We start from the raw sequence: 24,930 nt of genomic DNA on the forward strand, positions 1-24,930 counted from the left end.
TTCATTCCCCCAGGTTGGAAGTGCTGAGATCGAGCGTGAGTTTGGTGACGGCGAACGCTTCGGCGTAGCGCGCGTGGCATTCGATGCCGCGGATCCGGGCAAGACCGAGGAAGGCCTCCCGGTCGTACCAGGGCCGGTGCCGCTGCGAGGGGTAGTGCTCCTGCAGCAGCCGCACCTTCTGTTCGGCGGTTTCCGGCGACAGCGGCTGGTACGACGCCGGACGGCCGAGGTCGCCGTCCCATTTGACGATCTCGTAGCCCAGCACGAGATGGTCGCGGAACGCGGTGGTGACCAGCTGCGCCAGGCCGCGGTGATCCTGGTGCGCGTCATCGGTGCGCGGGGCGAGGACCAGATCCGGCTCGGTCCGCTCGCGCAGTTCCTCGACGGCGGCCTTGGCCTCCTCCCACTGCGCCGGCATCCGGCCGTCCGCCAGCTTGAGCACGGTGAGCCGCAGGTCGGCGCCCGGACAGAAGGCGGCGAGCGCGGCCTGCTCCTCCTGCTCCCGCTCGCTGCCACCGCCGGAGAGCACAAGGGCGTCGACGCGGACACCGGGCCGGGCGAGGCACATCGTGAGGAGCGTGCCGCCCGCTCCGATGGCGATGTCGTCGCAGTGCGCGCCCACCGCGACGATCCGGTCGAGGCGGCCGGGCCCGAGCCGGATCACGCGTTCGCCCCGGCGTTGTCGCGTTCCCAGACGGCCCAGGGGTGGTCGCCGCGTGCGTAGGCGTCGTCGAGCGCGGCCCGCTCCTTGACGGTGTCGGTCGGCTTCCAGAAGCCGCGGTGCTGGTGCGCCACCAACCGCCCCTGCTTGGCCAGTTGGGCGCAACCGTCGGCGACCAGGTCCCCGTTCTCCGGGATGTGGTCGAAGACCTCCTGGCGGAGCACGAAGTAGCCGCCGTTCTCCCACAGCGGCAGTTCGCTCACCGCGGTGATGCCTCCCACCAGGCCGTCCTCGGCCAGGTCCACGCAGTGGAACGAGGACTGCGGGGGCACCACCATCATCGACGCACCGGCGTCACGCCGGGCGAACCGGTCGATCATCTGAGGCAGCGGGGCGTCGGTGAGTACGTCGGCGTAATTGGCGAGGAACATCTCGTCGCCGTCCAGGTGGTGGCGCACCCGGCGAAGACGCTCCCCGATCGGTGACTCGATGCCGGTCTGCGCGAACGTGATCGTCCAGTCCGAGATGTCGGTGGACAGCAACTCGGTCTGCCCGCCCCGCAGCACGAAGTCGTTGGACGTCGTCTCCTCGTAGTTGAGGAAGAAGTTCTTGATGTGGTGAGCCCCGTATCCGAGGCACAGGATGAACTCCTTGTGCCCGAAGTGCGCGTAGTAGCGCATGACGTGCCAGATCAGCGGTCGCGGGCCGACCATCGCCATCGGCTTGGGCACGTCGTCTGCGGCGCCGCTGCGCATCCGCATCCCGTATCCGCCGCAGAACAGTACGACCTTCATGCTGTGACCTTTCGAGACATGCCCTCGACAATGCTCAGTTCCGGGATGGGAAAGACAAGACGGCCGCCCCAGTCGTGCACGAAGGACAGCTGCTCGACCAGCTCGTCCCGCAGGTTCCAGGGCAGGACGAGCACATAGTCCGGTCGGTCGGCGGCTATCTGCTCCGGCGACAGGATCGGGATGCGGGTGCCCGGGGTGAACCTGCCGTGCTTGTAGGGGTTGCGGTCGACCGTGTACGCCAGCAGGTCGGGCCGGATGCCGCAGTGGTTGAGCAGGGTGTTGCCCTTGCCCGGGGCGCCGTAGCCGACGACCGTCTCGCCGCGCTCGGCCGCTGTGATGAGGAACCGCAGGAGGTCCCTGCGCACCTTGGCCACCCGGGCGGAGAACTCGGTGTAGCCGGAGAGCTCCTGGAGCCCGGCGGCCTTCTCCAGGTCAAGGACGTCGGTGACACGCCGGCTCGGCTCGCCTGCCACCTCGGCCGGCCGGGCAAGCAGCCGGATGGAGCCGCCGTGCGTGGGCAGCAACTCGACGTCCACGAGGGTGAGTCCGCCGCTCGCGAGGGCGCGGATCGCGGACGCCACTGTGTAGTACTGGAAGTGCTCGTGGTAGATCGTGTCGTACTGGTTCTTCTCGATCAGGGTCAGCAAGTGCTGCACCTCGATCGAGACCCAGCCGTCGTCGGCGACCAGGGCGCGCAGCCCCTGGGTGAACCCGACCACGTCGGGGATGTGCGCGTACACGTTGTTGGCCACGACCAGGTCCGCCGGGCCGTGTTCGGCGCGGACGGCCGATCCGGTGTCCGGTGACAGGAACTCCGTGAGTGTGGGCACACCCGCATCGCGCGCCGCAGCACCGACGTTCACCGACGGCTCGATGCCGAGGCAGCGGATCCCCCGGTCCACCAGGTGCTTCAGCAGGTACCCGTCGTTGCTCGCGACCTCGACCACGAAGGCATCGGCACCGAGGTCAAGACGCTGTACGGCGCCGTCGACGAACGTACGCGCGTGCTCCACCCAGGAGGTGGAGTACGAGGAGAAGTACGCGTACTCCTTGAACGTCTCCTCCGGCGTGATCAGCGGCGGGATCTGCGCGAGCCAGCAGTCGGTGCAGACCCGCAGGTGCAGCGGGTACGCCGGCTCCGGTTGGTCAAGTTGCTCCGCGGCGAGAAAGCTCTCGCACGGCGGTGTCGCCCCCAGGTCGACGACGCTTGCCATCGCCGCCGAGCCGCAGAGTCGGCATCGTGTCATCTGCTTCCCCCCATTGATTCCGTCCGACCCGCGATCGCGGATCGGTACCCATCCACCAGGCGCTCGAGACCGACGGCCGGGCTGAAGCCCTGCTCGTAACGGCGTCGGGCCGCCTGGCCCATCTCCCGGTTGCGCTCCGGCTCGGCCGTGATCCGGCGCAAGCAGGACGCGAGCGAGGCGGAATCGCCCGGCTCGTGCAGCAACCCGGTCACCTTGTCGTCGACGAGCTCGACGAAGGCGCCGTGACCGGCGGCGACGGCCGGGACCCCGGCCGCCATCGCCTCCACGGCCACCAGGCCGAACGCCTCGAGCCACGTCGAGGGAGCCACCACGGCGACCGACCGCGCGATGGCCTGCCGGCACTGCGCCGTGTCGTACAGGCCGACGTATCGCACGTCGTCCCGGCCCGCCGCCCAGGCGGTCACCTCTCGCTCCAGCGGCCCCGCACCGGCGATGACGAGCGGCACGCCCACACCGCCGTCCGCGGCGATCTCGTCCCACGCGGCCATGAGCAGCCGCACGCCCTTGGCCTCCGCGAGTCGGCCGAGATAGAGCAGATGCTCACCTGTGCCCGTACGACGGGCGTCCGGTTCCGGCACGAAGTTGTGCTTCACCGCGAGGCGTTCGGCCGGCATACCGGCCCGCACCAGGACGTCGCGCTGCGCCGCGGAGATGCAGAAGAACCGCTCCACGCCGGACCACCACCGCCGCCGGTTCACGAGAAGGCTGACCGCGAGCGGCACCGTCGCGAGGCGGGAGTTCCGGTAGCAGCCGTGCCGGACGGCGGGCAGCGGTCCGGAGCCGACGCACTCGGTGCACGGCCGGCCGTCCCGCTGTAGCGTGCCGGGCGGGCAGACCTGCGTGTAGTTGTGCAGCGTGGCGACGGCGGGCACCCCCGCGTCGGCGCAGGCGGCGAGGACCGCGGGCGACAGGAGCGGGAAGACGTTGTGCACGTGCACCACGTCAGGTCGCGAGGTGCAGAGCCGGGTGGCGAGCTCCGAGCGGACCGCCGGGTTCCACGGTACGAGCAGCGGCACCGCGGCCTTGGCGAGGAGGGAGCGGGCGCCGATGTCGTCGCTGCGCCGCTCGAACACCTCGACCCGGTGGCCTGCCGCGCGCAGCAGCGCCACCTCCTGGTCGACGACTTTGTTCTCCCCGCTCGGCTGCGCCGAGTTGTAGCGGTTGTGCACCACGAGGACGTGCATGCTTGAGGTCACCTCCATTCCCTGGCCCATCGCGGGACACGTCGTTTAGGGGCTTCGGGCGTCGCGGGGGGCGTGGCCGCGGCAGGCGCCGCGAGGAGTGAGGCGGCCACGGCCAGATGCAGCAGATACGGCGAGGCGTCGCCGAGACCGGCCTCGGTGTACGACGCGATCGCGCAGTAGCTGATCAGGAAGATCGCGCAGGCCCTCGCAAGCGACGGTGGCCGCAGCAGCGCGACGCCGGCCAGGACGACGATGATCGCCGCCACGAGGGTGATGCCGATCCAGCCCTGCTCCTGGTAGACGGCAAGCCAGCTGTTGTCGATCGGCAGCCCGCCGAACGACTTGTCGCCCAGGCCCATGCCGAACAACTTCTCCGAGGTCGTCCGCGGCGCCGCGAGCAGGGCGTCCCAGACCTTGGCCCGGCCGGTGAGACTGGTGAGGTACTCCTGGCTCTGTCCGCGCAGGAACCACGCCCGGAGCGCGGGGGCGAACCCCACCGCGGCCACCACCGTGATGAGCACCGCCCAGGTGAAGAACCGGCGGGCGGCGGCGCTGGTCAGGACGAGCGAGCCGATCGCGAGCACAAGGCCGATGAGCAGGCCGAGCGTGGCCGTCCGGGTATGGGTCAGCGCGAGCAGGATGAGCGAGGGCACGATGACCACCGCCGCGCTGACCTTGTCGGTCCTTCGGCCCAGTACGAGCAGCACGGTGAGCCCGATGATCACTGCGGCGTACTGCCCGATCTGCGGCGGGGTGAGCGGCCACAACGCCCCGACGAGGCGTCCGCCGTACGTCTCGGGCATGGCCGCGCCCGGTGAGACGACCGCGCCCGCCGCGACCGATCCGAGCACCGCGAAGTACATCCGGATGTGGTGCCTGACGAACGTCTCGCTGCCGTCCCACCAGCGGCTGAGCAGCCACAGCGTGGCGGCGAAGAGAGCAAGGCGGGAGCAGCGGAACAACGCGCCGTACCCGGACTCCAGTTGCAGGCTGGAGATCACGCTCGGCACGAGCAGCAGGGTCAGCAGGAGCACGAAGGCGCTGGCCCGGATGCGCAGCCGGAGATTGAGCGCGAGCGCCAGCGTGAACGCGGCGAGCAGCGCGCCCATGGTGACGAGCTGGATGAGGGAGCGGGGCAGCGGAATGATCGTCTTCGCCCCGGCGGAGCCGAGCGTGTTGAGGATCAGCAGTCCCCAGACGATCCCGACGCTCTTCGGTGTGCCGGCGGGCCGCGGTTCGACGCCGGGCCGCGCGCCCGCCGTATCCGCTCCGCCCGGCAGCACACCGCGCCACAGGTCCTGGCTCATCTCAACCACCGGCCCGTGGCTTCACGGTGCTGCCCGTGTCCTGCTCGTACGTCGTGCCCTGCCACTGCCCGAAGTCGAGCACCCGGCTCGGGTCGTGGGCGACGAACTTCCACGATCCGATGTAGACGTTGTCGTGCCAGCGGTTGTGCTGCTTGCGGGTGATCGCGTCAGCCACCCGATCACCCTTGTACGGCGACCAGTCCGGATAGGTGCCGTAGTTGGCGAGCACCGCCATGCGGTCGCACCTGGCCGTGCACTTGACGACGGACTTGTCCAGTACGAAGCGGTTGTTGTGGATGGCCACCCGCTGGGTCTTCCACCGGCAGTCGGCGTAGAGCGGCGCGGTGGCGATCTTCGGGCGCGCGCAGCGGTCGGTGTTCTTCACCAGCAGCGTGCAGTCACCGGACGAGGTGTTGGCAGGGCTGTTGCAGAACCGGTCGGCGTTCTCCCACAGGGTGATCCCGGACCAGTTGTTCTCCAGTACGTTCCGGTCGATCTCGATCTTGTCCGTGCGCGCTTTGACCCGTGGTTCGCCGCCGGACTCGGACAAGTAGATGGTCCCGAACGGGAAGTTGTCGCCGCGCTCGGCGTACCTGCGGCCCTCGACCCAGTTGTTCCGCCGGATCGTGTTCTTCCGGATGACCGCGTTGTAGCTGGTCTCGTAGATCAGCGCGGCCCCGTCGTTGGCCTCGATGACGTTGCTCTCGATGCGGAAGTCGTTGTTGTTGGTGTCCGCCCACAGGCCGGTTCCGCGGTTGTCGTGCACCCAATTGCCGCGCACGTCGGCACCGTTGACGGCCCAGAACTTGATGCCTCCGGTGCAGCCGCAGCCCTTCCGCTTCCGCTCCCAGTCACCGGTGTTGTTGCCCACGATCTCGTTGCCCTCGACCACCAGGTCACTGATGGGGTAGTCGCCGGACTTGTACGCGTTGATACCGTACTGGCCGTTGTCGCGCAGGCAGCTGGCGCGGACCTGCTGGCGGGCACCAGCCATCAGCCCGGCGCCGGAGTTGTACTGGATCTTCGCGTGCTCGATCACCCACCCGTCGGCCGAGTCATGGTTGACCACGCCCTCGTCCGGCGGCGCCACGAAACGCTGCACGGTCAGGTAGCGGATGGTCACGTCGCGGGCGGTGCCGCCGAACGCGTACTGATTGGTCTTCCGGCCGTCGAGGACCGCGCCCGGCGCGCCGAGATAGCGGTTCCCCTTCTTGGGGATGACCTGGGAGTAGCGGTCCGGATCGAGCCTGTGCTTGCCGGGGCGGAGCCAGAACGTGGTCTTCGGTGGGTTGCTCTTGGTCTTCGCGGCCAGGTCACCGGCCACCTTGGGGTCGACCGTCACCGCGCCCGCCGGTGCCTTCTCCGGACCGGCCGCTGGCTTCGCGCACACCCGGGCCACGGACCGGGCCGCCCCTGATGTGGATGGCTGGGCGGTCGGCTCCCCCTCGGCGCCCGACGAGCTCACGCAGCCGGTCGTCAGTAGAGCGAGCGCCGCCACCGGCAACGTCCAGTTCCGCCACTTGATCCCCACGCGTCCTCCTATCCGCGGAACTTGAGTACGGTGGTGAACCCCTGTGCGCCGTCGGCGAAGCAGGTGCCGACCAGCGTGGTGGTGGGTTCCTTGCGCCCGAATCCGGCGGAGTACCAGCCCAGCGGCGGGTCACTCTCACCGCGATGCGCCCGCCAGCTCAGCTGTCCGGGCAGCTCAAGGACCGCGGAGCGCTCCTCGCCGTCCCGGGTCCAGGTGAGCACTGCCCGGTTCCCCACCAGGTCCGCGGCGATCGCAGGACCGAGGTGGAAGGCGAGGCGTACGTCCCGGCGCGGGCCACGCACCTCATCGATCACGCGCAACTCCGCAGCCGCGGCGGTCAGTTCCACCCGGCGGCGGTGCACGGAGCGCTGGTAGCCGTCGTGCTGGGCGCTCCAGCGGGCCACACTCGCGCCGGATGTGTCCGCTGCCAGGACGCGGCTGCGGGCATGACGGGTCCACAGGAACGGGCCGCCGGAGACGGACTGGTCACTGCCGTCCAGTTGCAGGGTGTTGTGGCCGAGGGTCGACCGGAAGTACTGCCGCCACTCGGGCTGCCCGTGGTAGCAGAACGTCCCCGGGTCGGCGAGCACGTCGACCCCGTCGTGCCGGACCTCCACGGACAGTGCGTCCGCGTGGGCGTGCGCGGCGATGGACAGGAAGCCGTGCGGGCCACCGTCACAGCGGCACCAGATCTCCCCCGGACCACGCAGGATGGTCATGCCCGCATCGGCGAAGTGGTCCGGTCGGCTCGCGGGGCGGATCACGGCCGGTGCGGTTCCGTTCTTCGCGTACGGCCGGACGAGCGAGGCGAGGAGCGGGGTGCGCACATCGGTGCCGCTCACCGCGGGCCACCAGTCGAGCCGGCCGAACACGGCGTCCCCAGTGGCGAGGAGCGAGGCCCAGCGGTCGGTGCCCGCACCGTCCACGACCAGGCCGTGCCCGTCGTCCGCGTCCCCCTGGCGCGGCGGCCGCAACCGGTTGTCCACGACGGCCGCGAGCGCGTCGGTCATCCGCAGCAGCACAAGGCGGACGGGCGCGGGGACAGGCACGCCCGCGGCATCGGCCTCGGCCACCGCGGCCAGGCCGAGTTCCAGCACAAGGCCGTGATACTCGGTGGCCAGCTCGCGGTTGAGGCCGGAGCCGAAGGTGTTGCTTCTCAGGTGCCGTTCGAGGGACCGCAGCGCGTCGGCCCGCCAACGCGCGGAGGCGGGGAACCAGCCGAACGCGCAGGCCGCCGCGAACTGCCCCGCGGCCTCGGCGATGATGTGGTTGTTCGCCGAAGAGCCCCGGCTGGGGAAAGCGGCCAGCCAGCGCTGGTGGTGCCAGATCTGGTTCAGCGCCACCGGGTTGTCCTCGAAAAGACCGGTCACGCCCGGCCAGCCGTCGAGCAGCCTGCGGATCCACACCCAGGAGAGCAGCCGGATCCCCAGCTCGATGCCGCTGACCCAGTGCACGCCGCGCAGCGGCGGGTTGACCTCCCACCACGACCGCAGGTGCTCGGCCACGCGCTCCGCGTACCGCTCGTTCCCGGTGATCGCGTAGGCGGCGGCGAGCACGGTGAGGTGCTGGTGCCGGGACAGCTCCCAGATCTGCTTGATGTCGCCGACCGCGTCCTCGTCGCGGTACGGCACGTCAAAGGCGTAGCCCACTGGAGCCCGGCGCCCGGTCTTGGGGTCGTACCACCAGTCCGGGTCGGCCAGATCGTCGCGGGCCACCCCGAAATACTCGGCGTGCCCGTCCATCAGGCGATCCGCCTCGGCGATGAGGCGTTTCGCGGCGTCCGGTGACACCGTGGCGATCGTCCCGGCGGGCAGTACGGCGGTGAAGCGGGCGCCGGTCACACTCGGGCAGTCGGGCGGCGCCGACCGCCGCCACTGCCGCCTGCGTACCGCGTCCCCCGCCCGGCCGCCGACCTCCCGCGGTCCCATCCGGGAGAGCCGCCGTAAGTACCAGCCCGGAGTAGTGCCCATGGTCATCGTGCCCTCGCCAACGTCACCGGCGCGCCGCCCGCCAGACCGGCCTGCACGGCGAGGGTGGCCGCCGTGGTGGCGGCAAGGGACTCCAGCGGCACCGGCATCGGCCCGCCGGTCCGCACGGCCTTGACGAACGCGGCAAGCTCGGCGTTCTGGCCCTTGTCCCGTGCCTTGGGCAGCCGCGAACTGACCCACCGCTTGCGGCCGGCTCCGCCATCCGCGTACACCGAGGCACGGACGAAGTCGTCGAGCCGCAGCGCCTTGCCGTCCGCGACCAGGTCCAGCGTCTCCTTGGGGAAGGCCGCCGGTCCTGTGGTCACGTAGCTGATGGTGGCGGTGGATCCGTCCGGGTAGCGCAGCACGACCTGAAGGTCCTCGTTGCCGGCGGCGGCGACCGCGTACACCGAGACCGGATCGGCCCCGAGCAGCCAGCTCGCCGTGTCGATGAAGTGCCCGCCCTCACCGGCGAACCGCGAGCCCTGGGTGCCCTGTTGGAGGTACCAGCTGCCGTGCGCGAGGCGGCCCGCGTTGACCAGGTAGCGGAGGCTCGCCGGACCGGTCCTGGCGCCGAACCGCTTGCTGGCCTCCTGAAGCAGAGGCGAGAACCGGCGATTGAAGCCCACCTGTATCCGGTCGTTGCCGGACTCCTCCACCGCCGCGAGTACGCCGGCCAGCTCGTCCTCGGTGAGGGCCAGGGGCTTCTCTACGAACACCGCCTTGCCGGCGAGCAGCGCTCTTCGGGTCAGTTCGGCGTGCGAGCTGTGCCGGGTGACCACGAACACCGCGTCGATGGACTTGTCGCCGAGCACGGCGTCGAGATCGGTGGTCGCACCGCCGAAGCCGAACTTCCGCTTGGCGTTGGCCGCGGACAGCGCCGTCGTGGTGACCACGGTGGAGAGGTCGACGCCGTCGCGCTGTGCCAGGTGCGGAAGCAGCATCGACGTCGCGTAGTTCCCCGCGCCGACGAACGCGAGGCGCACCGGCGTGCCGGCGGACCGGACCGGACCCCGCCGCACGGTCACCGCGGGCACGGCCACTGCTGGCACGGCCACCGCCGGAGCCTCGGCTTCCACCGCCTGGTCGGGGTACCGGAACAGCACGGCCACGGCCTTCAACTCGCCGTCCTTCAGGCTCTGGTACGTCTCGACGGCGTCATCGAAGTCGGCGATGTGGGAGACCAAGGGCTCCACGTCGATGCGGTCGCGGGCGACGAGATCGAGGAAACACGCCAGGTTGCGGCGCTCGGTCCAGCGCACATAGCCGATCGGGTAGTCCCGCCCCTCGAGCTCGTACTCCGGGTCGTAGCGTCCGGGGCCGTACGAGCGGGAGAACCGCACGTCGAGCTCTTTCTCGTAGTACGCGTTCCACGGCAGGTCCAGGCGGCACTTGCCGATGTCGACGACCCGGCCGCGGTCCCTGCTCAGCCGGGCAGCCAGCTCGACGGGCTGATTGCTGCCGCCACCGGCGGCCAGATACACCTGGTCCACGCCGTGACCGCCGGTGAGTTCGGCGACGGAAGCTTCCACGGCCGCGGACGCGGGATCGCCGCAGGCCGCGGCGCCGAGGCGCTCGGCGAGCTCGCAGCGCACCGGGTCGGGGTCGACCCCGACGACGCGGACTCCCGATGCGGCGAGCAGCTGCACCACCAGCTGGCCGATGAGACCGAGGCCGATGACGAGCGCCACGTCGCCGAGCTGTGACTCGCCGCGGCGGACGCCCTGCATCGCGATGGACCCGACGGTGCCGAAGGCGGCGTGCCGCGGCGCGAGGCCGTCCGGCACCGGCGCGTAGAGGTTCTTCGGCACCCAGTTCAACTCGGCGTGCAACGCGTGTTCGTTGCCCGCGCAGGCCACGAGATCGCCGACCTTCACGTCGTCGATCCCCGTGCCGACCTGCTCGACCACCCCGCACAGCGAGTAGCCGAGGGGCGTGTATGAGTCGAGCTTGCCCATCACCTTGCGGTACGTGGCGGGCACCCCGTTGGTGGCCACGCTCTGTACGACCTTGGCCACCTGGTCGGGCCGGGAGCGGGCCTTGCCCACCATCGACATACCGGCCTCGGACACCTTCATGAGCTCGGTCCCGGTGGAGATCAGCGAGTAGGCGCTGCGGACGAGAACGCCGTCCGGCTTGCATCCCGGCACCGGCACGTCGAGCAGCGCCAGTTCGCCACTCTTGTAGTTCTGAACTACCTGTTTCACCCAAGCTCCTCTTGTTTCAACTTTCAACGCAGTCAGGCCGCTTGGCTCTGGCCGGGGCCGGAGGTCGCGCCGCGATACCAGTACTCGAGCGTCAGTACGTGCCACAGATGCTTGGAGAAGTCCCGCTGCCCCGCGGCGTCCTCGGCGACCATGCGGGCAAGGGCGTCGCGGCGCAGGATCCCGGAATTGACGAGCACGCCGTCGTTGACCACCTCGCGCACCAGCGGTGCCAGATCCCGGCTCATCCAGGCGCGCAGCGGGGCGCTGAACAAGCCCTTGGGCCGGTACACGATCTCCCGGGGCAGGATCGAGGTGGCCGCCTCTTTGAGGACCGCCTTGCCCTGCCGTCCGACGATCTTGCGGTCGCCCGGCACGGCGAACGCCGCCTTGACCACCTCGACGTCCACGTACGGCACCCGCACCTCGGTCGACGCGGCCATGCTCGCCCGGTCCGTGTAAGCGAGGTTCAGACCCGGCAGGAACATCCGGGCGTCGCCCAGGCACATGCGGTTGACGAAGTCGTCGAGGTCGTTGTCCTCGTAGATGTCCGCATGTTCGGTCAGTACGTCGTCGACGGTCCCCGCCAGGTCCGGATTGACCAGGGCGAGCAACTCGTCCTGGTCGTACATGGTGTAGCTGCGCCGGAACGCGGTCTCCTCCGGCAGATCGGCGAAGGAGAGGAACCGCTTCGCGAAACGAACCGACCGGTACCCCCGGCGGGCCGTGGCGACCGGCAGCCGGTCCACGGCCCTGGACAGGCCGCGCCGCAGGGGCCGCGGGACGCGCTGGTAGCGCAGCGCGAGGAGGTTGGCCAGATGCTTGCGGTACCCGGCGAACAGCTCGTCGGCGCCCATCCCCGAGAGCATCACCTTGACCCCGGCCTCTCGGGCGGCCTCGCAGATCAGGAAAGTGTTGATCGCGGCGGGGTCGCCGATCGGCTCGTCCAGGTGGTACGTCATCTGCGGCAGCAGGTCGAGCACGTTCGGGGCGATCTCGATCTCATGCAGGTCCACGCCGAACTGCTCGGCCACCTGCCGCGCATAGCGCAGGTCGTCCGGCATCGCCTCGAACTTGGCGTCCTCGGCGCGGAACCCGATCGTGTAGGCGGAGATCCCGGGTTGGTCGCGGGCCGCGAGGGCGGTCAGATAGCTGGAGTCGAGGCCGCCGGAGAGGAAGGTCGCCACGGGGACGTCGGAGAGCAGGTGTTGCCGGGTCGACTCCTCGACGATGGCGGCCAGGTCCGGCTGCTCGCCGCTCCGGGCCAGCTCCCTGCCCTCGGCGGCGACGTCCCGGAGGTTCCAGTAACGGCCGCGCTCCACCCGGCCGTCGGCCCGGCACCGCAGCCAGCTCCCCGGCGGCAGCTTCTCCGCCTCGCGGAACGCGCAGCGCGAGTCCGGCACCCAGTAGTAGAGCAGCGAGGCCACGAGGGCCGCGTGGTCCACCTCAAGGGACCCGCCGGTGACGGCGGCTATCGCCTTGAGTTCGGAGGCGAACATCAGGCCCGTACCGCGCCGGAGGAGGAACAGCGGTTTGATGCCCAACTGGTCGCGGGCGATGACCAGTTCACCGGTTCGCTCGTCGAAGATCCCGAACGCGAACATGCCGCGCAGCCGGGGCAGGCAGTCGGTGCCCCAGCGCCGCCAGGCCTCGAGGACGACCTCGGTGTCGGACGTACCGCGAAAGCGCACCCCGGCGGCTGCCAGCTCGGCACGCAGGGCGGGCGCGTTGTACAGCTCGCCGTTGTACGTCAGGGCGAGGCCGTCCGAGACCATCGGCTGGGCGCCGGTCTCGGACAGGTCGATGATGGCCAACCGGCGGTGCCCGAGGTGCACTTCGGCGTCACCGACGGAGTGGCTGTAACGGCCGGCCCCGTCAGGACCGCGGTGAGCGAGGGTATCGGTGAGCCGGTCGGTCACGGCCTTCCCGTCCGGCCATCGATAGGTGCCTGCGATGCCACACATGTCTTTACCGCGCTTCCTGGTCGCTGTCCGGGACTCGCACTGCCCATGAAGGACGCTCCGTCGACGGACGCTCCGTCGCCGATCGCTCCGCCAGCAGCGAGCCCGTCCCGTTCTGCCGGGCAAGGTGTTCGTTGTGGCCGCGCAGCGCGGTGTGCAGCCCGTCCCACAAGGTGCCGTCGGTCCTGTCCCGCGGATCGGGGTCGATCAGCACCACACCGATCACCGGAATGAGCAAGTCCGCGAGCTGCCGCGCAACGGTGTGCAGCCATGCGGTGCTGCCGTGCCCGGCACGCACGACGAGCACGGTCTGGGTACCGAGGTCCTGGAGGCCGGTCCACGCCGTGCCGGGCGCGACCGAGCCGACGCCGATCCTGCGCACCTGATGCGGCACGGCCTCGGCACGCTCGACGCTGACCACGGCCGGGCCCTCCGGCTGCTGGCCGCGGCTGGCGCGCTGCAGACCCGGCAGACCGTCGATGACGACCACAGGGCCCTCCGCCGCCAGTGCCTTCGCGAGGTCGAGGGCGATCACACTCGTGCTGTGCGCACAGCCCAGTTCGAGGAGCGACACCGGTTCCGCGGAGCCACGCACGGTGCGGGCCAGGGTCACGGTGAGCCGTTCGCGTGCCACACGCGCCCTTCGGCGCTGCCAAAGACCGGCAGGGCGGCGGCGCGCGCCACGCAGCTCCGCGATGACCGAGGCGCCCAGGTTCGCCGCTATCTCCCGGCGCAGCACGGGACGGTCCGCCACCACTGTGCTGACCGCGGCCAGCATGAGGCCGAGTACGAGGCCGAGCACGAGCCCGATCGCGCCGTTGGTGACGGCGGTCCTGGGCAGGGAGTGCTGCACGGCGCGCGGGGCGTCCACGATCTGTGTGCCGGCGACGAGCCGGGGCGTGCCCACGCGCGCGTCCTCGGCGCGCTGGCCGAAATCGGCGATCCGCGAGGTGAGCTCGCCCCGACGGGCGAAGAGCGACTCGATGCTCGCCGAGTCCTTCGGGTCGCTGCCGCTCTCCGGCGTCCTGTCCCCGATCTTCTTGTTGACCTGGGCGAGTTCGTCCCGCATCCGGTCACGCTGGTCGCGCAGGGCCTTGGACTCGGCCTTCGCGGCTTCCCGCATCCGCCGCACATGGTCCGCGACGAACGCGTTCGCCAACGCCTTGGCACGGGCCACCGCTTGCGCTTCGCTGTCACCTGTCACATCGATCTGCAGCAGGTTGTTGGTCAGGCCGGTCCCCCGGTAGTCCTGCATGAAGTCTTCGGGTTTCTCCGGGGACTTGAGGGACCGCAGGGCCTCGCCTGCGATCCGCGTGGTCCCGAGCAGCTGTACGTCGGTGCGGATCAGCGTTCCGGTGTCGTTCGCCTGGTCCTCCTGATGCGCCACGAGCACCTTGGTCACCGCTGCGGGCGGCGGCGGCCGCAGGACCGCCATCGCCGCACCGGCAAGGAGCCCCACCAGCGCCAGGGAGCACCAGAGGCGGCGGCGTCTGCGCACCGCCACCACCAGCGCTTGCAGGTTCAGCAGCGGAGCGGCTGCCGACGACTCCGTGGTCGTACTCGTCGTCACACTGAACCTCCCGTCGCGTGGCCGCGACCCGCGAGCGCCGGAGTGGCATGGCCTGGAGGACGGCCGGCGGACCGCGCCGGACGGTCACGGACCGCGCCGGCGACGACGAGGCCGACGACCTCGTGCCTGCCGTCCGCACACGCCCCGGCTATACCGGCGAGCTCCTCCGCGGTCCAACTGCCCGCGCTGAGCACGACCAGGGCCCCGGACTCGGTGTCGCGGTCCGGCACCGTCGGCTGGGACACCGAAACTTCCACCACCCGCAGCATGGGGTATCCCCGGCTCGGAGAGCTTGTGGAGGGATCGTTCTCGGCCTCGGCGAGGAGCTGCCCGGCCGCCCGGCGGGCGATCTCATCGCCTTCCGGTACGACCACCAACAGCCGCCGTGCTCCCGGCAGTTGGATGCGGAGGCGAGCGAACACCCGCCGGTAGCGGATCCGCCTGCCGGCCTCGTCACTGGACGTCAGCGGGGTCGGTAGGTCCCACCGGGTGTCGACGCCGAGCAGTCGGCGGAGCCAGGCCCCGGAGCCACCGCCTCTGGGTCGGTACGCACGCCGTTCTCCCAGCACGTCGACGGTGCCGATGAGTGCCGAGCCCAGCGCCGCGGCCATCTCCGGTTCGGTGCGCAGTCGGCGATTCCCCCGTGCGGCGACGAGATGGCCGATGACCGCGAACAGGAAGAACAGCAGCGCCCCGCCGGTGACGAGCTGCATCCTCGTCGGTGGCGCTTCGCCGGTCGGCCGGGCCGCTGGACCCATGACGATCATGCCGGCCTTGCCGGTCCCGGGGCCGGCCTGGTCCAGCTTCTTCATGGCCTCCTCCAGCGAGGTGCGCAGCTTCTCCAGCGAGGTGCGGGCCTCCACGCTTTCCACGGTCCGCCCCGGATCGGCCGCATCGGCCAGGTCAGTGATGCGGCGGTTGGTCTCCGCCACCTTCTTCCGCAGGGCCTCGGGCTCCGCGGCCGTGTCGGATTCGGCGTCGCCGCCCGCGATCCGCTTGGCGAAGGTGACGAATTCCCTGGCCACCCGGTCGGAGAGCTGCTGCGCGCGCTCCGGGGTCTCGGCCGTACCCGAAATCTTGATGATGTTCCCTTCGGCGGCCTTGGCGCTCACTCGGTCGAGGAGCTCGCCGCCGCTGACGCCTCTCCAGTCGAGCTCGGCGGCCGCGCGGTCGACCACCGCCGAACTTGTCGCGATGTCCACCTGAGTCAGCAGCTCGCGCTCCTCCCACTGCCCCGGCAGCAGTACCGATGCCGATGCCGTGTAGCGGGGCGGAAAGGGCGCCACCGACGCGCCGTAGCCGACGAGCGCGCCCACCACGGTGAGGACGGCGAGAAGCCGCCAGCGCCGGCGGAGAATCCGCCCGATGGTGGCCAGGCGGATCGTGTCATCGTTCAACGCCGCGGCCTCTTCCTTTTCCGTACCGTCGTGCCCCGCGACACCGGTGTGTGGTCACGGCAGGCAGCGGCGTAGGCGTCGAGCAGCGCCGCTTGCGAGTTCCGCCAGGAAAGCTGCCCGCTGATCCGCTCCTGGCCGATCTTGCCCATCCGGGCCCGCTTCTCCGGATCGTCGAGCAACAGCACGATGAGCTTGGCGAATTCGGCCTCGTCGTCGTCGGGCGCGTACACGGCCGCCTCATCCGCGGAGACGCGCGCCTCTCTGAGGTCGAACGAGACGATCGGCCGTCCCATCGCCATGTACTCCAGGACCTTGTTCATGGTCGACACGTCGTTGAGCGGATTGCACGGGTCGGGGGAAAGGCACACGTCCGCGGTGGAGAGATAGCGCACCAGGTCGGCGTCCGGGATGCGCCCGGTGAACTGCACCTGCTCGCTGAGCCCGAGCCGCCGGGACAGCTCCACCATCGCGTCGAAGGCGTCGCCGGAGCCGACGAACACCGCGTGCCAGTCGGTACGCCCGAATTCGTCGCGCAGCTTCGCGAGGGCCCGCAAGGCGTAGTCGACGCCGTCCTGCGGACCCATGACGCCGAGGTAGCACAGCAGATGGGGCTTGCCGCGCTTCAACTCCGGTTCAGGCGGCACCGGTTGGAACCGGTCGGTCTGCGGCGCGCTGCGCACCACGAAGACGTCCTCCGGCCGCCGGCCGCCACGGCGCACCGCGACGGACCGGTAGCTCTCGTTCGTGGCGAGCACGACGTCCGCGGTCCGGTAGGTCAGCCGCTCGAGCGCGCACACGGCGCGGTAGAGCAGATCCTCGCCGCGGTCGAACCGGGAGAGGTACAGCTCGGGTACCAGGTCGTGCTGGTCGAAGACGAACCGCGCGCCGCGCCGCTTCATCCACAGCGCCGGCAGGAACAGCAGGTCGGGCGGGTTGCAGGCGTGCACCACGTCGACCGGGCCGACCTTGCGGGCGAGCCGCGCCGTGTGCCACAGCGCCGTTCCGTACTCCCGCAGGTAGCCGGCGGGACCTCCGGTGGCCGCGTGCAACGGGTAGCGGTGGATCCGCACCCCGTCGATCTCTGCCTCCGGCTCAGTGTCCCGCTTGCTCCCCCGGGGGCAGATGACGTGCACCGTCCAGCCCGCGTCGCGCAGCGTCGTGCACTCCTGCCACACCCGCCGGTCGAAGGGCACCGACAGGTTCTCCACCAGGACCAGCGCGCGCCGGCCTTGCCGGTCACTGCTCTTTGCGTTACCAAGCAAGGCCCACGTACCCCGGTTCGGTCCGGCGCGCATCGGCGTCGGGAAGGTGGATGAGGTCGATGATCGCCGGGCCGTCGCCGCCATGGGGCAGCGCCGAGAGCACGGCGGGATCCCTGGTCCCGATCAGGCACACGTCGGAGTGCTCGAGCACTTCGTCGACGGAGTCGGCGAGCAGCTGCGCGAGGTGCGGAAGACGGGTCTCGATGTACTCGCGGTTCGCGCCGAGCAGCCGGGACAGGCTCACGTTGGCGTCGTAGATCTTCAGGTCGTAGCCCTTGCCGAAGAGCGTCTCCGCCAGCTCGACGAGCGGGCTCTCGCGGAGGTCGTCGGTGCCGGGCTTGAAGGAAAGACCGAACAGCCCCGCCCGGCGCTTGCCCGTGCGCTCGACCAGCTCTACCGCCCGTTGCAGATGTGCGGAGTTGGAGGGCAGTACGTGGGACAGGATGGGCACCGAGACGTCGGCCCGCTGCGCCGCGTGGACCAGGCTGCGCAGGTCCTTGGGCAGGCAGGAGCCACCGAAGGCGAAGCCGGGCCGCAGATAGGCGGGGCTGATGTTCAGTTTGCGGTCGGCCAGGAACACGTCCATCACCTGGTGCGAGTCCACGCCGAGCGCCTGGCACACCGCGCCGAACTCGTTCGCGAAGCCGATCTTGAGACCGTGGAACGCGTTGTCCGCGTACTTGATCGCCTCGGCCGTCGGGACCGGCACCCGGAAGACCTCGCCGGGCAAGCCGTCGTACAGCGCGAGCACCGCGTCGCCGCTCGCCGGGTCGAGCTCGCCGATGACGGTCTTGGGCGGGTCGAAGAAGTCCCGCACGCTCGTGCCCTCGCGCAGGAACTCCGGGTTGACCGCGACCCCGATGTCCGCCCCGGCCGTGCCGCCGACGTACTTCTCCAGGATCGGCACAAGCAGGTTCAGACATGTGCCGGGAAGCATGGTGCTCCGGAACACGACGGTCTGCCGTCCACCGCGCTCGGCAAGGGCGGCGCCGATCTGCTCGGTGACCCGCTCCAAGTACGTGGTGCACAGGCTGCCGTTGGGCTCCGACGGCGTGCCCACGCAGATCAGCGACACCTCGCTGTCCATGATCGCCTCGCGGACGTCGCCGGTGGCGCGTAACGCTCCGGTCCGTACGACATCGGCGATGAGCTCGCCGATCCGCTCCTCGACCACTGGTGCCTTGCCGTCGTTGACCAGGTCTACCTTCACCGGGTTCACGTCCACCCCGATGACTTCGTGACCCATGCTGGCCAGGCACGCGGCTGACACGCAGCCCACGTAACCGAGCCCGAAAACGCTGACTCTCATGATCCGTTCCTCCCCCCAGGCAGGCCCCTTCGGCCTGCGGTCCGTGCACCTGCCGGGCAGTTGATCCGCAGCCCCCCGCGCATCAGTAGGCCCCCTGCCCGTAGAGCACCGCACGCAGCGTCTTCCACAAGATCACTGAGTCGAGTGCGAGCGACCAGTCCTCCACATACCGCAGGTCGAGGCGGACCGCCTCCTCCCACGGCAGGTCGCTGCGTCCGCTGATCTGCCACAGGCCGGTGAGGCCGGGCTTGACCAGGAGACGACGCCGGATGTCCGGGCCGTACGCGGCGGACTCCTCCGGCAGCGGAGGCCGCGGGCCGACGAGCGACATCGATCCGGTGAGCACGTTGAAGAGCTGCGGGAGCTCATCGATCGAGTACCGGCGCAGTACTGCTCCCACCCGGGTCACGCGCGGATCCCTGCGGAGCTTGAACAGCAGCCCTGCACCTTCGTTGCGGTCGGCCAGCTCGGCACGTGCTCCGTGGGCCCCGGTGACCATGGTGCGAAACTTGAAGATGGTGAACTCTTGGCCGCCCTTGCCGACCCTGCGCTGGCGGTAGACCGCCCCGCCCCGGCTGTCCACGAGGACGACAAGACTGACGAACACCATCAGCGGCGCGAACAGCATCAGCAGGATCGCCGCGCCCATCCGGTCGACGACCCCTTTGACCACCCGGCGGCCCCCGGTGAAGGTCGGCATACTGACCCGGAGGAGCGGGATCCCGAGCACCGCGTCGACGTGCAGCCGCGGTCCCGCCACTTCCATGAGGACGGGGGCCACGACCATCTCGGCATCGCTGCCTTCGAGGTTCCAGGCAAGGCGCTGCAGCCGGTCCGGCGACCAGTGCGGGTCCGGGGTGACCGCGACCACGCGGTAGCCGTCGCGCTGGACGTGGCCCGCGACGTCCGCCAATGGGCCGACCACTGGCACTCCGTCCACGTGGCCACCGTCGAGCCCGAGACCGTCCGTCGTGCACACCGCGTCCACTTGCCAGCCGAGGTGCGGGGACTTGCGGGTCCGGGTGATCAGGTCACTCACGGTGGCCACACTCCCGGCGGCGAGCACCGGTCGCAGGCAGCGCCCTTCCTTCCGCTGTTTGTGCAGCCTGAGGCGCAGCAGATACCGCGCGGTCATGGTGATGAGCGCGATCGCGGGGATCGCGACGAAGATCCAGAGCTTGATGTTGCGCGAGGTGAGAGCGATCCCGCCGAGCGCGAGTACGACGGCCGCCGTGAACAGTGAGCGTCCGAGCCGACGGAATTCCTCGGCGCCCTGGCCGAGTACGGCCGGAGCCCATGACCGGCTCACCGCGAGTGCTCCCAGCACAAGGAGTTCGGTCCCGAAGGCGAGTATGATCCACTTCTCGTGCCAGTTGGCCGCGTCCCGGGCTCCGAAGAAGTTGCCGATAGCCGCCACGACGAAGGCAGTTGCCACGGTATCGCTGATGATCACGGTACGGCGGTAGCGCTGTTCCCAGTCGATCGCGGGCCTGTTGATGCCCCCGTTCGCCCCGTTCGCCAGACGCCCGTGCGCCGGCGGAAAAGGGCTGACTAAATCCCCCCGCTGCACAAGACCCCCCAGGCCGCCAGTGGTTCGACGTGTTCACCTAACACTGTTCCTCCCCCCGGGAGACGCCCCCGCCCCCCGCACTGGTACTCCCCCCGGGAGACGCCCCCGCCCCCCGCGCCGCACTGTTCCTCGCCACGGGAGGCCCCCGCCTCCCGCGCACTGCAATCCCAGCTGTTTCAGCGCTACTTGAGCACCCCGCCTGGCGGCAGCGGAACCGCATGTCCTGCCAGACGCTCGAGGTGCGCGGTAACCCGTCGAAACCTCGGATGCTCCCCGCACCCGAAGCCCCTCTCGGGCCCCAATAATTGACCACCCCCACGCCGGGCGCCGGGGACACGACTGCTGGCTGTCCGTGGCGCCGGACCTATTGATCATTATTGGTCGCTTCATGCCCGAATAGCTGAAGCACGGTCAATCTAGACCATCGGGGCCGCCATGAAGAGGGGATGTGTTGAATTTGTGTTCAAGCTTTGGGGCTGCCTCCACTAAATGATCACTACTTACGGGTGCCTCGACGAAGAAGGCGCACCTTGCGACCAGTAACGACGGGAGTTCGAGGGCGCCTTGGTCAAGGGTCAAGTGAACCGTTCGGCACGGGAGACGGGTTGTATGTGAACGGGATCGCACCTATACAGGCAAGCGTCAGAGCATCAGTTAGGAAACTTTACTAACCGATGTCGCTCACCGGTGAAGCTGAAGGAGAACCACATTGCGCGCGAAAGCATGCCTCGTCGCCATCGCCCTGTCCGCCCTCGTCCTGCCGGCCGTGCCGTCATCGGCGCAGGCGGAGCAGGTGGACCAGCCGAACCAGGCGGATCAGACCGCGGGAACCAAATGGCCGGGAGGCTCCACCGTCACCGTCGCCGACGGCTCGGACGTGTTCGGCACCAACCTGAGCGGCCTCTCCTTCCAGGATCCCGATGTGCTGTGGGCGGTGCGGAACGGCCCCAGCACGCTCTACCGCCTCGTGCCCGACGACGGCGGCGGGAAGTGGAGTCCGGACACATCCGGCGGCTGGGAATCGGGCAAGTCCCTGACCTACGCCGACGGCAAAGGTGAGCCCGACGCGGAGGGCGTGTCCGCCACGCCCGACGGAATCTTCGTGTCCACCGAGCGCGACGGTGACGACGACGGCACCAGCCTGCTGAAGATCGTCCGTTACGACGGAACCTCCTCGGCGAGCTCGCTCAAGGCGACCGCGGAATGGGACCTCACCCCCGACCTGCCCTCGGTCGGGGACAACGACGGCCTCGAGGCGATCTCGTGGGTCCCGGACACGTTCCTGACCAAGCACGGCTTCTACGACGAGAAGACCAAGAAGGCGTACGACCCGGCCACTTACCCGGGCCACGGCAGCGGCCTGTACTTCACGGGCCTCGAAGCCAACGGCACCGTCTATGCCTACGCGCTCGACCAGGAAGGCGACGGGTTCACCCGGGTGGCGACCATCAAGACCGGCGCCTCGACGATCATGGACCTCACGTTCGAGCCGGAAGCCGGGCGCCTCTGGGCGGTCTGCGACGACACATGCCAGGGCAGCTCCACCACACTCGAGATCAACGGGCAGGGAAAGTTCGCCGCCACCGCCACGTACGACCGTCCCAGCGGCATGGCCGACCTGAACAACGAAGGTTTCGCCATCGCACCTCAGACGGCCTGCTCGGCGGGGGCCAAACCGGTTCTCTGGTCCGACGACGGCAACGAGGGCGGCCACGCGCTCCGCAGCGGGACGCTGCCCTGCGTATAAAGCTGAGCTGAGGCCACCACCGCCCCGCACAGCGCCGCATCCACTTCGGCTGCCCTAGTCGACGCGGGCCTCCTTGGGCAGGCCGAGGACTCGCTCGGCGATGATGTTGCGCTGGATCTCGTTCGATCCCGCGTAGATGGTGTCGGAGCGGGAGAACAGGAACAGCCGCTGCCAGTCGTCGAGGTCGTAGGGCTCACCGGCGGCGATCATGCCGCCCGACCCGCAGACGTCCATGGCCAGTTCGCCGAGCTCGCGGTGCCAGGTCGCCCAGAAGATCTTGCCGATGGAGGCCTCGGGGCCGGGAGCGCCCGCGGCGACGCCGTCCAGCATCCGCAGGGCGTTGAGCCGGATGGTCTCGAGGCCCGTCCAGGCGCGGGCGAGGCGGTCACGGATCAGCGGGTCGCGGCTCGCGCCGTTGTCCCGCGCAAGGGCGATCAGCGCTTCGAGTTCCTGGCGGAAGCCGACCTGCTGGCCGAGTGTGGAGACCCCGCGCTCGAAGCCGAGGGTCGCCATGGCGACCTTCCACCCCTCGCCCGGGGCGCCGACGATATGGCCCGCGTCGGTGCGGGCACCGTCGAAGAAGACCTCGTTGAACTCGGAGGTGCCGGTCAGCTGGGTGATCGGCCGAATGTCGACGCCCGGCCGGTCGAGGGGGACGAGGAGATACGAGAGGCCCTGGTGGCGCCGTGAACCCGGCTCCGTGCGGGCCACTACGAAGCACCAGTCGGACTCGTGGGCGAGCGAGGTCCAGATCTTCTGGCCCGTCACCACCCAGTCCCCGCCGTCCTGTTCGGCCCGCGTCCGGACGTTGGCCAGGTCCGAGCCCGCGTCCGGTTCGCTGTAGCCCTGGCACCACAGCTCCTCGACCGCGACGATCCTCGGCAGGAAGCGGGCCCGCTGCTCGGGGGTGCCGAAGGCCACCAGGGTCGGCCCGAGCAGTTGCTCCCCTATGTGGTTCACCCGAGCAGGGGCGCGGGCCAGCGCGTACTCCTCGTGGAAGGCGATCTGCTGCTCGAGGCTCGCACCGCGGCCTCCGAACTCCCGCGGCCAGCCCACACAGGTCCAGCCCTCGGCCGCCATGTGGCGCTCCCAGGCGAGGCGTTCGGCGAACGCCTCGTGCTCCCTGCCGGGGCCACCGCGACCACGCAGATCCGCGAACTCGCCGGTGAGGTGGGTGGATAGCCACCCGCGGATCTCTGCGCGGAACTCCTCGACGCTGCTCATGGCTATACGTTAATCTACCAAACACTTGTTAGGGAAGGAGGCGCGGATGTCCGCTGCCCACGACGAACCGGTGCGCTACGAGAAGCGGGGACCGGTCGCGACGGTCACCATGAACCGGCCCGCATACCGCAACGCCCAGAACTCCGCGATGACGTACGCCCTCGACCAGGCCTTCTACCGGGCCGCCGACGACTCCGACGTGAAGGTCATCGTTCTCGCCGGGGCGGGCGAGCACTTCTCCGCGGGGCACGACATCGGCACCCCCGAACGCGATGCCCATCTGCCGTTCGAGCGCAAGGCCGGACTGTGGTGGGACCACTCGGACAAGGCGGGCGCGGAGAGCCGTTTCGCCCGTGAGTCCGAGGTCTATCTCGGTATGTGCCGCCGCTGGCGCGAACTGCCCAAGCCGATGATCGCTTCGGTGCACGGGGCATGTGTGGCGGGCGGCCTGATGCTTGCCTGGGTGTGCGACCTGATCGTCGCCTCCGACGACGCCTTCTTCGCCGACCCCGTCGTCCGCATGGGCATCCCCGGCGTCGAGTACTTCGCCCACCCCTGGGTGATGCCGCCGCGCATCGCCAAGGAGTTCCTGTTCACCGGCGACCGGATGAGTGGGCGACGGGCGTACGAGGTGGGCATGGTCAACCGGGTGGTGCCGCGGGCGGAACTGGCCGACACCGTAGCGGAGTTGGCGACCCGCATCGCCCAGATGCCGCGGATGGGCCTCGCCCTGACCAAGCGCGCCGTCAATCAGGCCGAAGACCTCCAGGGCATGCACACCGGCATGGACTCGGTGTTCGGACTGCACCATCTCGCACACGCGCACAATGCCGAGACCGCGCCCGACGCGCTCGGCGGCATGGACATCCGCGCGATGAAAGAGGCGGGAACAGCCCGGTGAGGCCGACCGAGGAGCAGAACGAACTGCGGGCCGCCGTCCGGACGTTGCTGGAACGCGAGCCGGGGGCGGCGGCCTGGCAGCCGCTGGCCCGGAAGATCGGCGTGGCGGGTCTGGCCGTGCCCGAGGAGTACGGCGGCGCGGGCGGCGGGGCACGGGACGTACAGGTCGTCATGGAAGAACTCGGGCGGTGCCTGAGTCCCGTGCCGTTCCTCGGCTCGTCCGTGCTGGTGGCCGGGGCTCTGCTCGCCTCGGGTGACGAAGCGGCATGTGCCCGGCTGCTGCCACCGCTGGCCGATGGCAGCTCGGTGGGGCTGCTCGCCTGGGCCGAACTGGGCAGCTGGGACCCGGAGTCGGTCCGTGCCGGCGCCGTGCGCGGGCCGGGCGGCGGCTGGCGGATCACCGGGGCCAAGGAGCATGTACTGGACGCCGAGGGGGCCGGCCTGCTGCTCGTCGCGGCTCGCACCGGCGCCGGGGTCTCACTCTTCGAGGTGGCGATGGACGGGGCCGGTGTCCGCCGGGAGCCGCTGGTGACGATGGATCAGACTCGGCCGCAGGCCCGGTGGTTGCTGTCCGGCGCCGAGGGGCGGCTCATCGGCGCGGACGGCGACGGGCAGCGGGTGCTCTCCCACGTACGGGACCTCGCCTGCGTCGCGCTCGCCGCCGAACAGACCGGCGCCGCCGAGCGTTGCCTGGAACTGACCGTCGACCATGTGCTGCGACGCGTCCAGTTCGGGCGGCCGATCGGTTCCTTCCAGGCCGTCAAGCACCGCCTCGCGGACGCCTACGTCCTGGTGGAGTCGGCACGCTCGGCCGCGCTCGGCGCCGCCTTCGCCGCCGACGAGGAACCGGCAGCGCTGCCGCGCCTCGCCGCGGTCGCCGGGTCCGTGTGCTCCGAGGCCTGCTCCGCGGTCGCGGGCGAGATGATCCAGCTGCACGGCGGGATCGGCATCACCTGGGAGCACGACGCCCACCGCTACTTCAAGCGGGCACACGGCTCGGCACAGCTCTTCGGCTCGGCGGCCCGGCACCGGGAGCGGCTCGGCGCCGAGCTGGGTCTGCTGCCCGAATGACCG

18 protein-coding genes are annotated in these 24,930 nt (G+C 70.1%); 3 read left to right on the forward strand and 15 right to left on the reverse strand.

From position 1 onward, the window contains the following. Position 1 precedes the first annotated feature (1 nt). From ACGFSB_RS21200 to ACGFSB_RS21265, 14 genes are all read right to left on the reverse strand, one after another. Entirely contained in the window at positions 2-664 is a 663-nt protein-coding gene (locus ACGFSB_RS21200; RefSeq protein WP_393401400.1) for a PIG-L deacetylase family protein, read from the reverse strand. Continuing rightward, positions 661-1,455 (reverse strand): glucose-1-phosphate cytidylyltransferase, encoded by a 795-nt coding sequence (locus tag ACGFSB_RS21205; RefSeq protein WP_393401402.1) that lies wholly within the window; start codon positions 1,453-1,455, stop codon positions 661-663. The genes ACGFSB_RS21200 and ACGFSB_RS21205 overlap by 4 nt, the downstream gene beginning before the upstream one ends. Continuing rightward, positions 1,452-2,702, reverse strand: a complete 1,251-nt coding sequence (locus ACGFSB_RS21210) for a methyltransferase domain-containing protein (protein ID WP_393401404.1) — start codon at positions 2,700-2,702, stop codon at positions 1,452-1,454. Before ACGFSB_RS21210 ends, ACGFSB_RS21205 begins: the two co-directional genes overlap by 4 nt. After that, positions 2,699-3,907, reverse strand: coding sequence for a glycosyltransferase (locus ACGFSB_RS21215; RefSeq protein WP_393401406.1), 1,209 nt, complete (start codon positions 3,905-3,907; stop codon positions 2,699-2,701). The genes ACGFSB_RS21210 and ACGFSB_RS21215 overlap by 4 nt, the downstream gene beginning before the upstream one ends. 8 nt (positions 3,908-3,915) lie before the next feature. Beyond that, positions 3,916-5,214, reverse strand: a complete 1,299-nt coding sequence (locus ACGFSB_RS21220; protein ID WP_393401409.1) for an O-antigen ligase family protein — start codon at positions 5,212-5,214, stop codon at positions 3,916-3,918. Position 5,215: 1 nt separating this feature from the next. Next, positions 5,216-6,745: a right-handed parallel beta-helix repeat-containing protein gene (locus ACGFSB_RS21225; protein ID WP_393401411.1), complete on the reverse strand. Its 1,530-nt coding sequence runs from the start codon at positions 6,743-6,745 to the stop codon at positions 5,216-5,218. A gap of 8 nt (positions 6,746-6,753) precedes the next feature. Next, a complete protein-coding gene (locus ACGFSB_RS21230; protein ID WP_393401414.1) occupies positions 6,754-8,715 on the reverse strand; it encodes an alginate lyase family protein in 1,962 nt (653 codons plus the stop codon). 2 nt (positions 8,716-8,717) lie between these two features. Beyond that, positions 8,718-10,919 carry a bi-domain-containing oxidoreductase gene (locus ACGFSB_RS21235; RefSeq protein WP_393401416.1) on the reverse strand — a complete coding sequence of 734 codons (2,202 nt, stop codon included), beginning with the start codon at positions 10,917-10,919 and terminating at the stop codon, positions 8,718-8,720. 32 nt (positions 10,920-10,951) lie between these two features. Then, the gene (gene asnB, locus ACGFSB_RS21240; protein WP_393401418.1) at positions 10,952-12,880 is read right to left on the reverse strand and encodes an asparagine synthase (glutamine-hydrolyzing); all 1,929 of its coding nucleotides are present in this window, start codon (positions 12,878-12,880) and stop codon (positions 10,952-10,954) included. A gap of 4 nt (positions 12,881-12,884) precedes the next feature. Then, positions 12,885-14,447 carry a Wzz/FepE/Etk N-terminal domain-containing protein gene (locus tag ACGFSB_RS21245; protein ID WP_393401420.1) on the reverse strand — a complete coding sequence of 521 codons (1,563 nt, stop codon included), beginning with the start codon at positions 14,445-14,447 and terminating at the stop codon, positions 12,885-12,887. After that, a complete protein-coding gene (locus ACGFSB_RS21250; RefSeq protein ID WP_393401422.1) occupies positions 14,444-15,844 on the reverse strand; it encodes a Wzz/FepE/Etk N-terminal domain-containing protein in 1,401 nt (466 codons plus the stop codon). Before ACGFSB_RS21250 ends, ACGFSB_RS21245 begins: the two co-directional genes overlap by 4 nt. Then, positions 15,841-17,139, reverse strand: a complete 1,299-nt coding sequence (locus ACGFSB_RS21255; RefSeq protein WP_393401425.1) for a glycosyltransferase family 4 protein — start codon at positions 17,137-17,139, stop codon at positions 15,841-15,843. Before ACGFSB_RS21255 ends, ACGFSB_RS21250 begins: the two co-directional genes overlap by 4 nt. Continuing rightward, positions 17,096-18,415, reverse strand: coding sequence for a nucleotide sugar dehydrogenase (locus tag ACGFSB_RS21260; RefSeq protein ID WP_393401429.1), 1,320 nt, complete (start codon positions 18,413-18,415; stop codon positions 17,096-17,098). The genes ACGFSB_RS21255 and ACGFSB_RS21260 overlap by 44 nt, the downstream gene beginning before the upstream one ends. Before the next feature lie 82 nt (positions 18,416-18,497). Further along, positions 18,498-19,985 carry a sugar transferase gene (locus ACGFSB_RS21265; protein WP_393401432.1) on the reverse strand — a complete coding sequence of 496 codons (1,488 nt, stop codon included), beginning with the start codon at positions 19,983-19,985 and terminating at the stop codon, positions 18,498-18,500. A gap of 709 nt (positions 19,986-20,694) precedes the next feature. Here ACGFSB_RS21265 and ACGFSB_RS21270 point away from each other — a divergent pair. Continuing rightward, entirely contained in the window at positions 20,695-21,732 is a 1,038-nt protein-coding gene (locus tag ACGFSB_RS21270) for a hypothetical protein (protein ID WP_393401435.1), read from the forward strand. A 54-nt stretch (positions 21,733-21,786) separates the two neighbouring features. Here ACGFSB_RS21270 and ACGFSB_RS21275 read toward each other — a convergent pair whose 3' ends face one another. After that, positions 21,787-22,956, reverse strand: coding sequence for an acyl-CoA dehydrogenase family protein (locus tag ACGFSB_RS21275; protein ID WP_393401438.1), 1,170 nt, complete (start codon positions 22,954-22,956; stop codon positions 21,787-21,789). Between the two features lie 46 nt (positions 22,957-23,002). Between ACGFSB_RS21275 and ACGFSB_RS21280 the strand changes: the two genes are divergently transcribed. Beyond that, on the forward strand, positions 23,003-23,857 hold the full coding sequence (locus ACGFSB_RS21280; protein ID WP_393401441.1) for an enoyl-CoA hydratase: 855 nt from the start codon (positions 23,003-23,005) through the stop codon (positions 23,855-23,857). Beyond that, complete coding sequence (locus ACGFSB_RS21285) at positions 23,854-24,927, forward strand: acyl-CoA dehydrogenase family protein (RefSeq protein WP_393401443.1); 1,074 nt, start codon at positions 23,854-23,856, stop codon at positions 24,925-24,927. Before ACGFSB_RS21280 ends, ACGFSB_RS21285 begins: the two co-directional genes overlap by 4 nt. Positions 24,928-24,930: the final 3 nt, after the last annotated feature.

This window comes from Streptomyces sp. NPDC048441 (assembly GCF_043200235.1).
GTDB lineage: Bacteria > Actinomycetota > Actinomycetes > Streptomycetales > Streptomycetaceae > Streptomyces.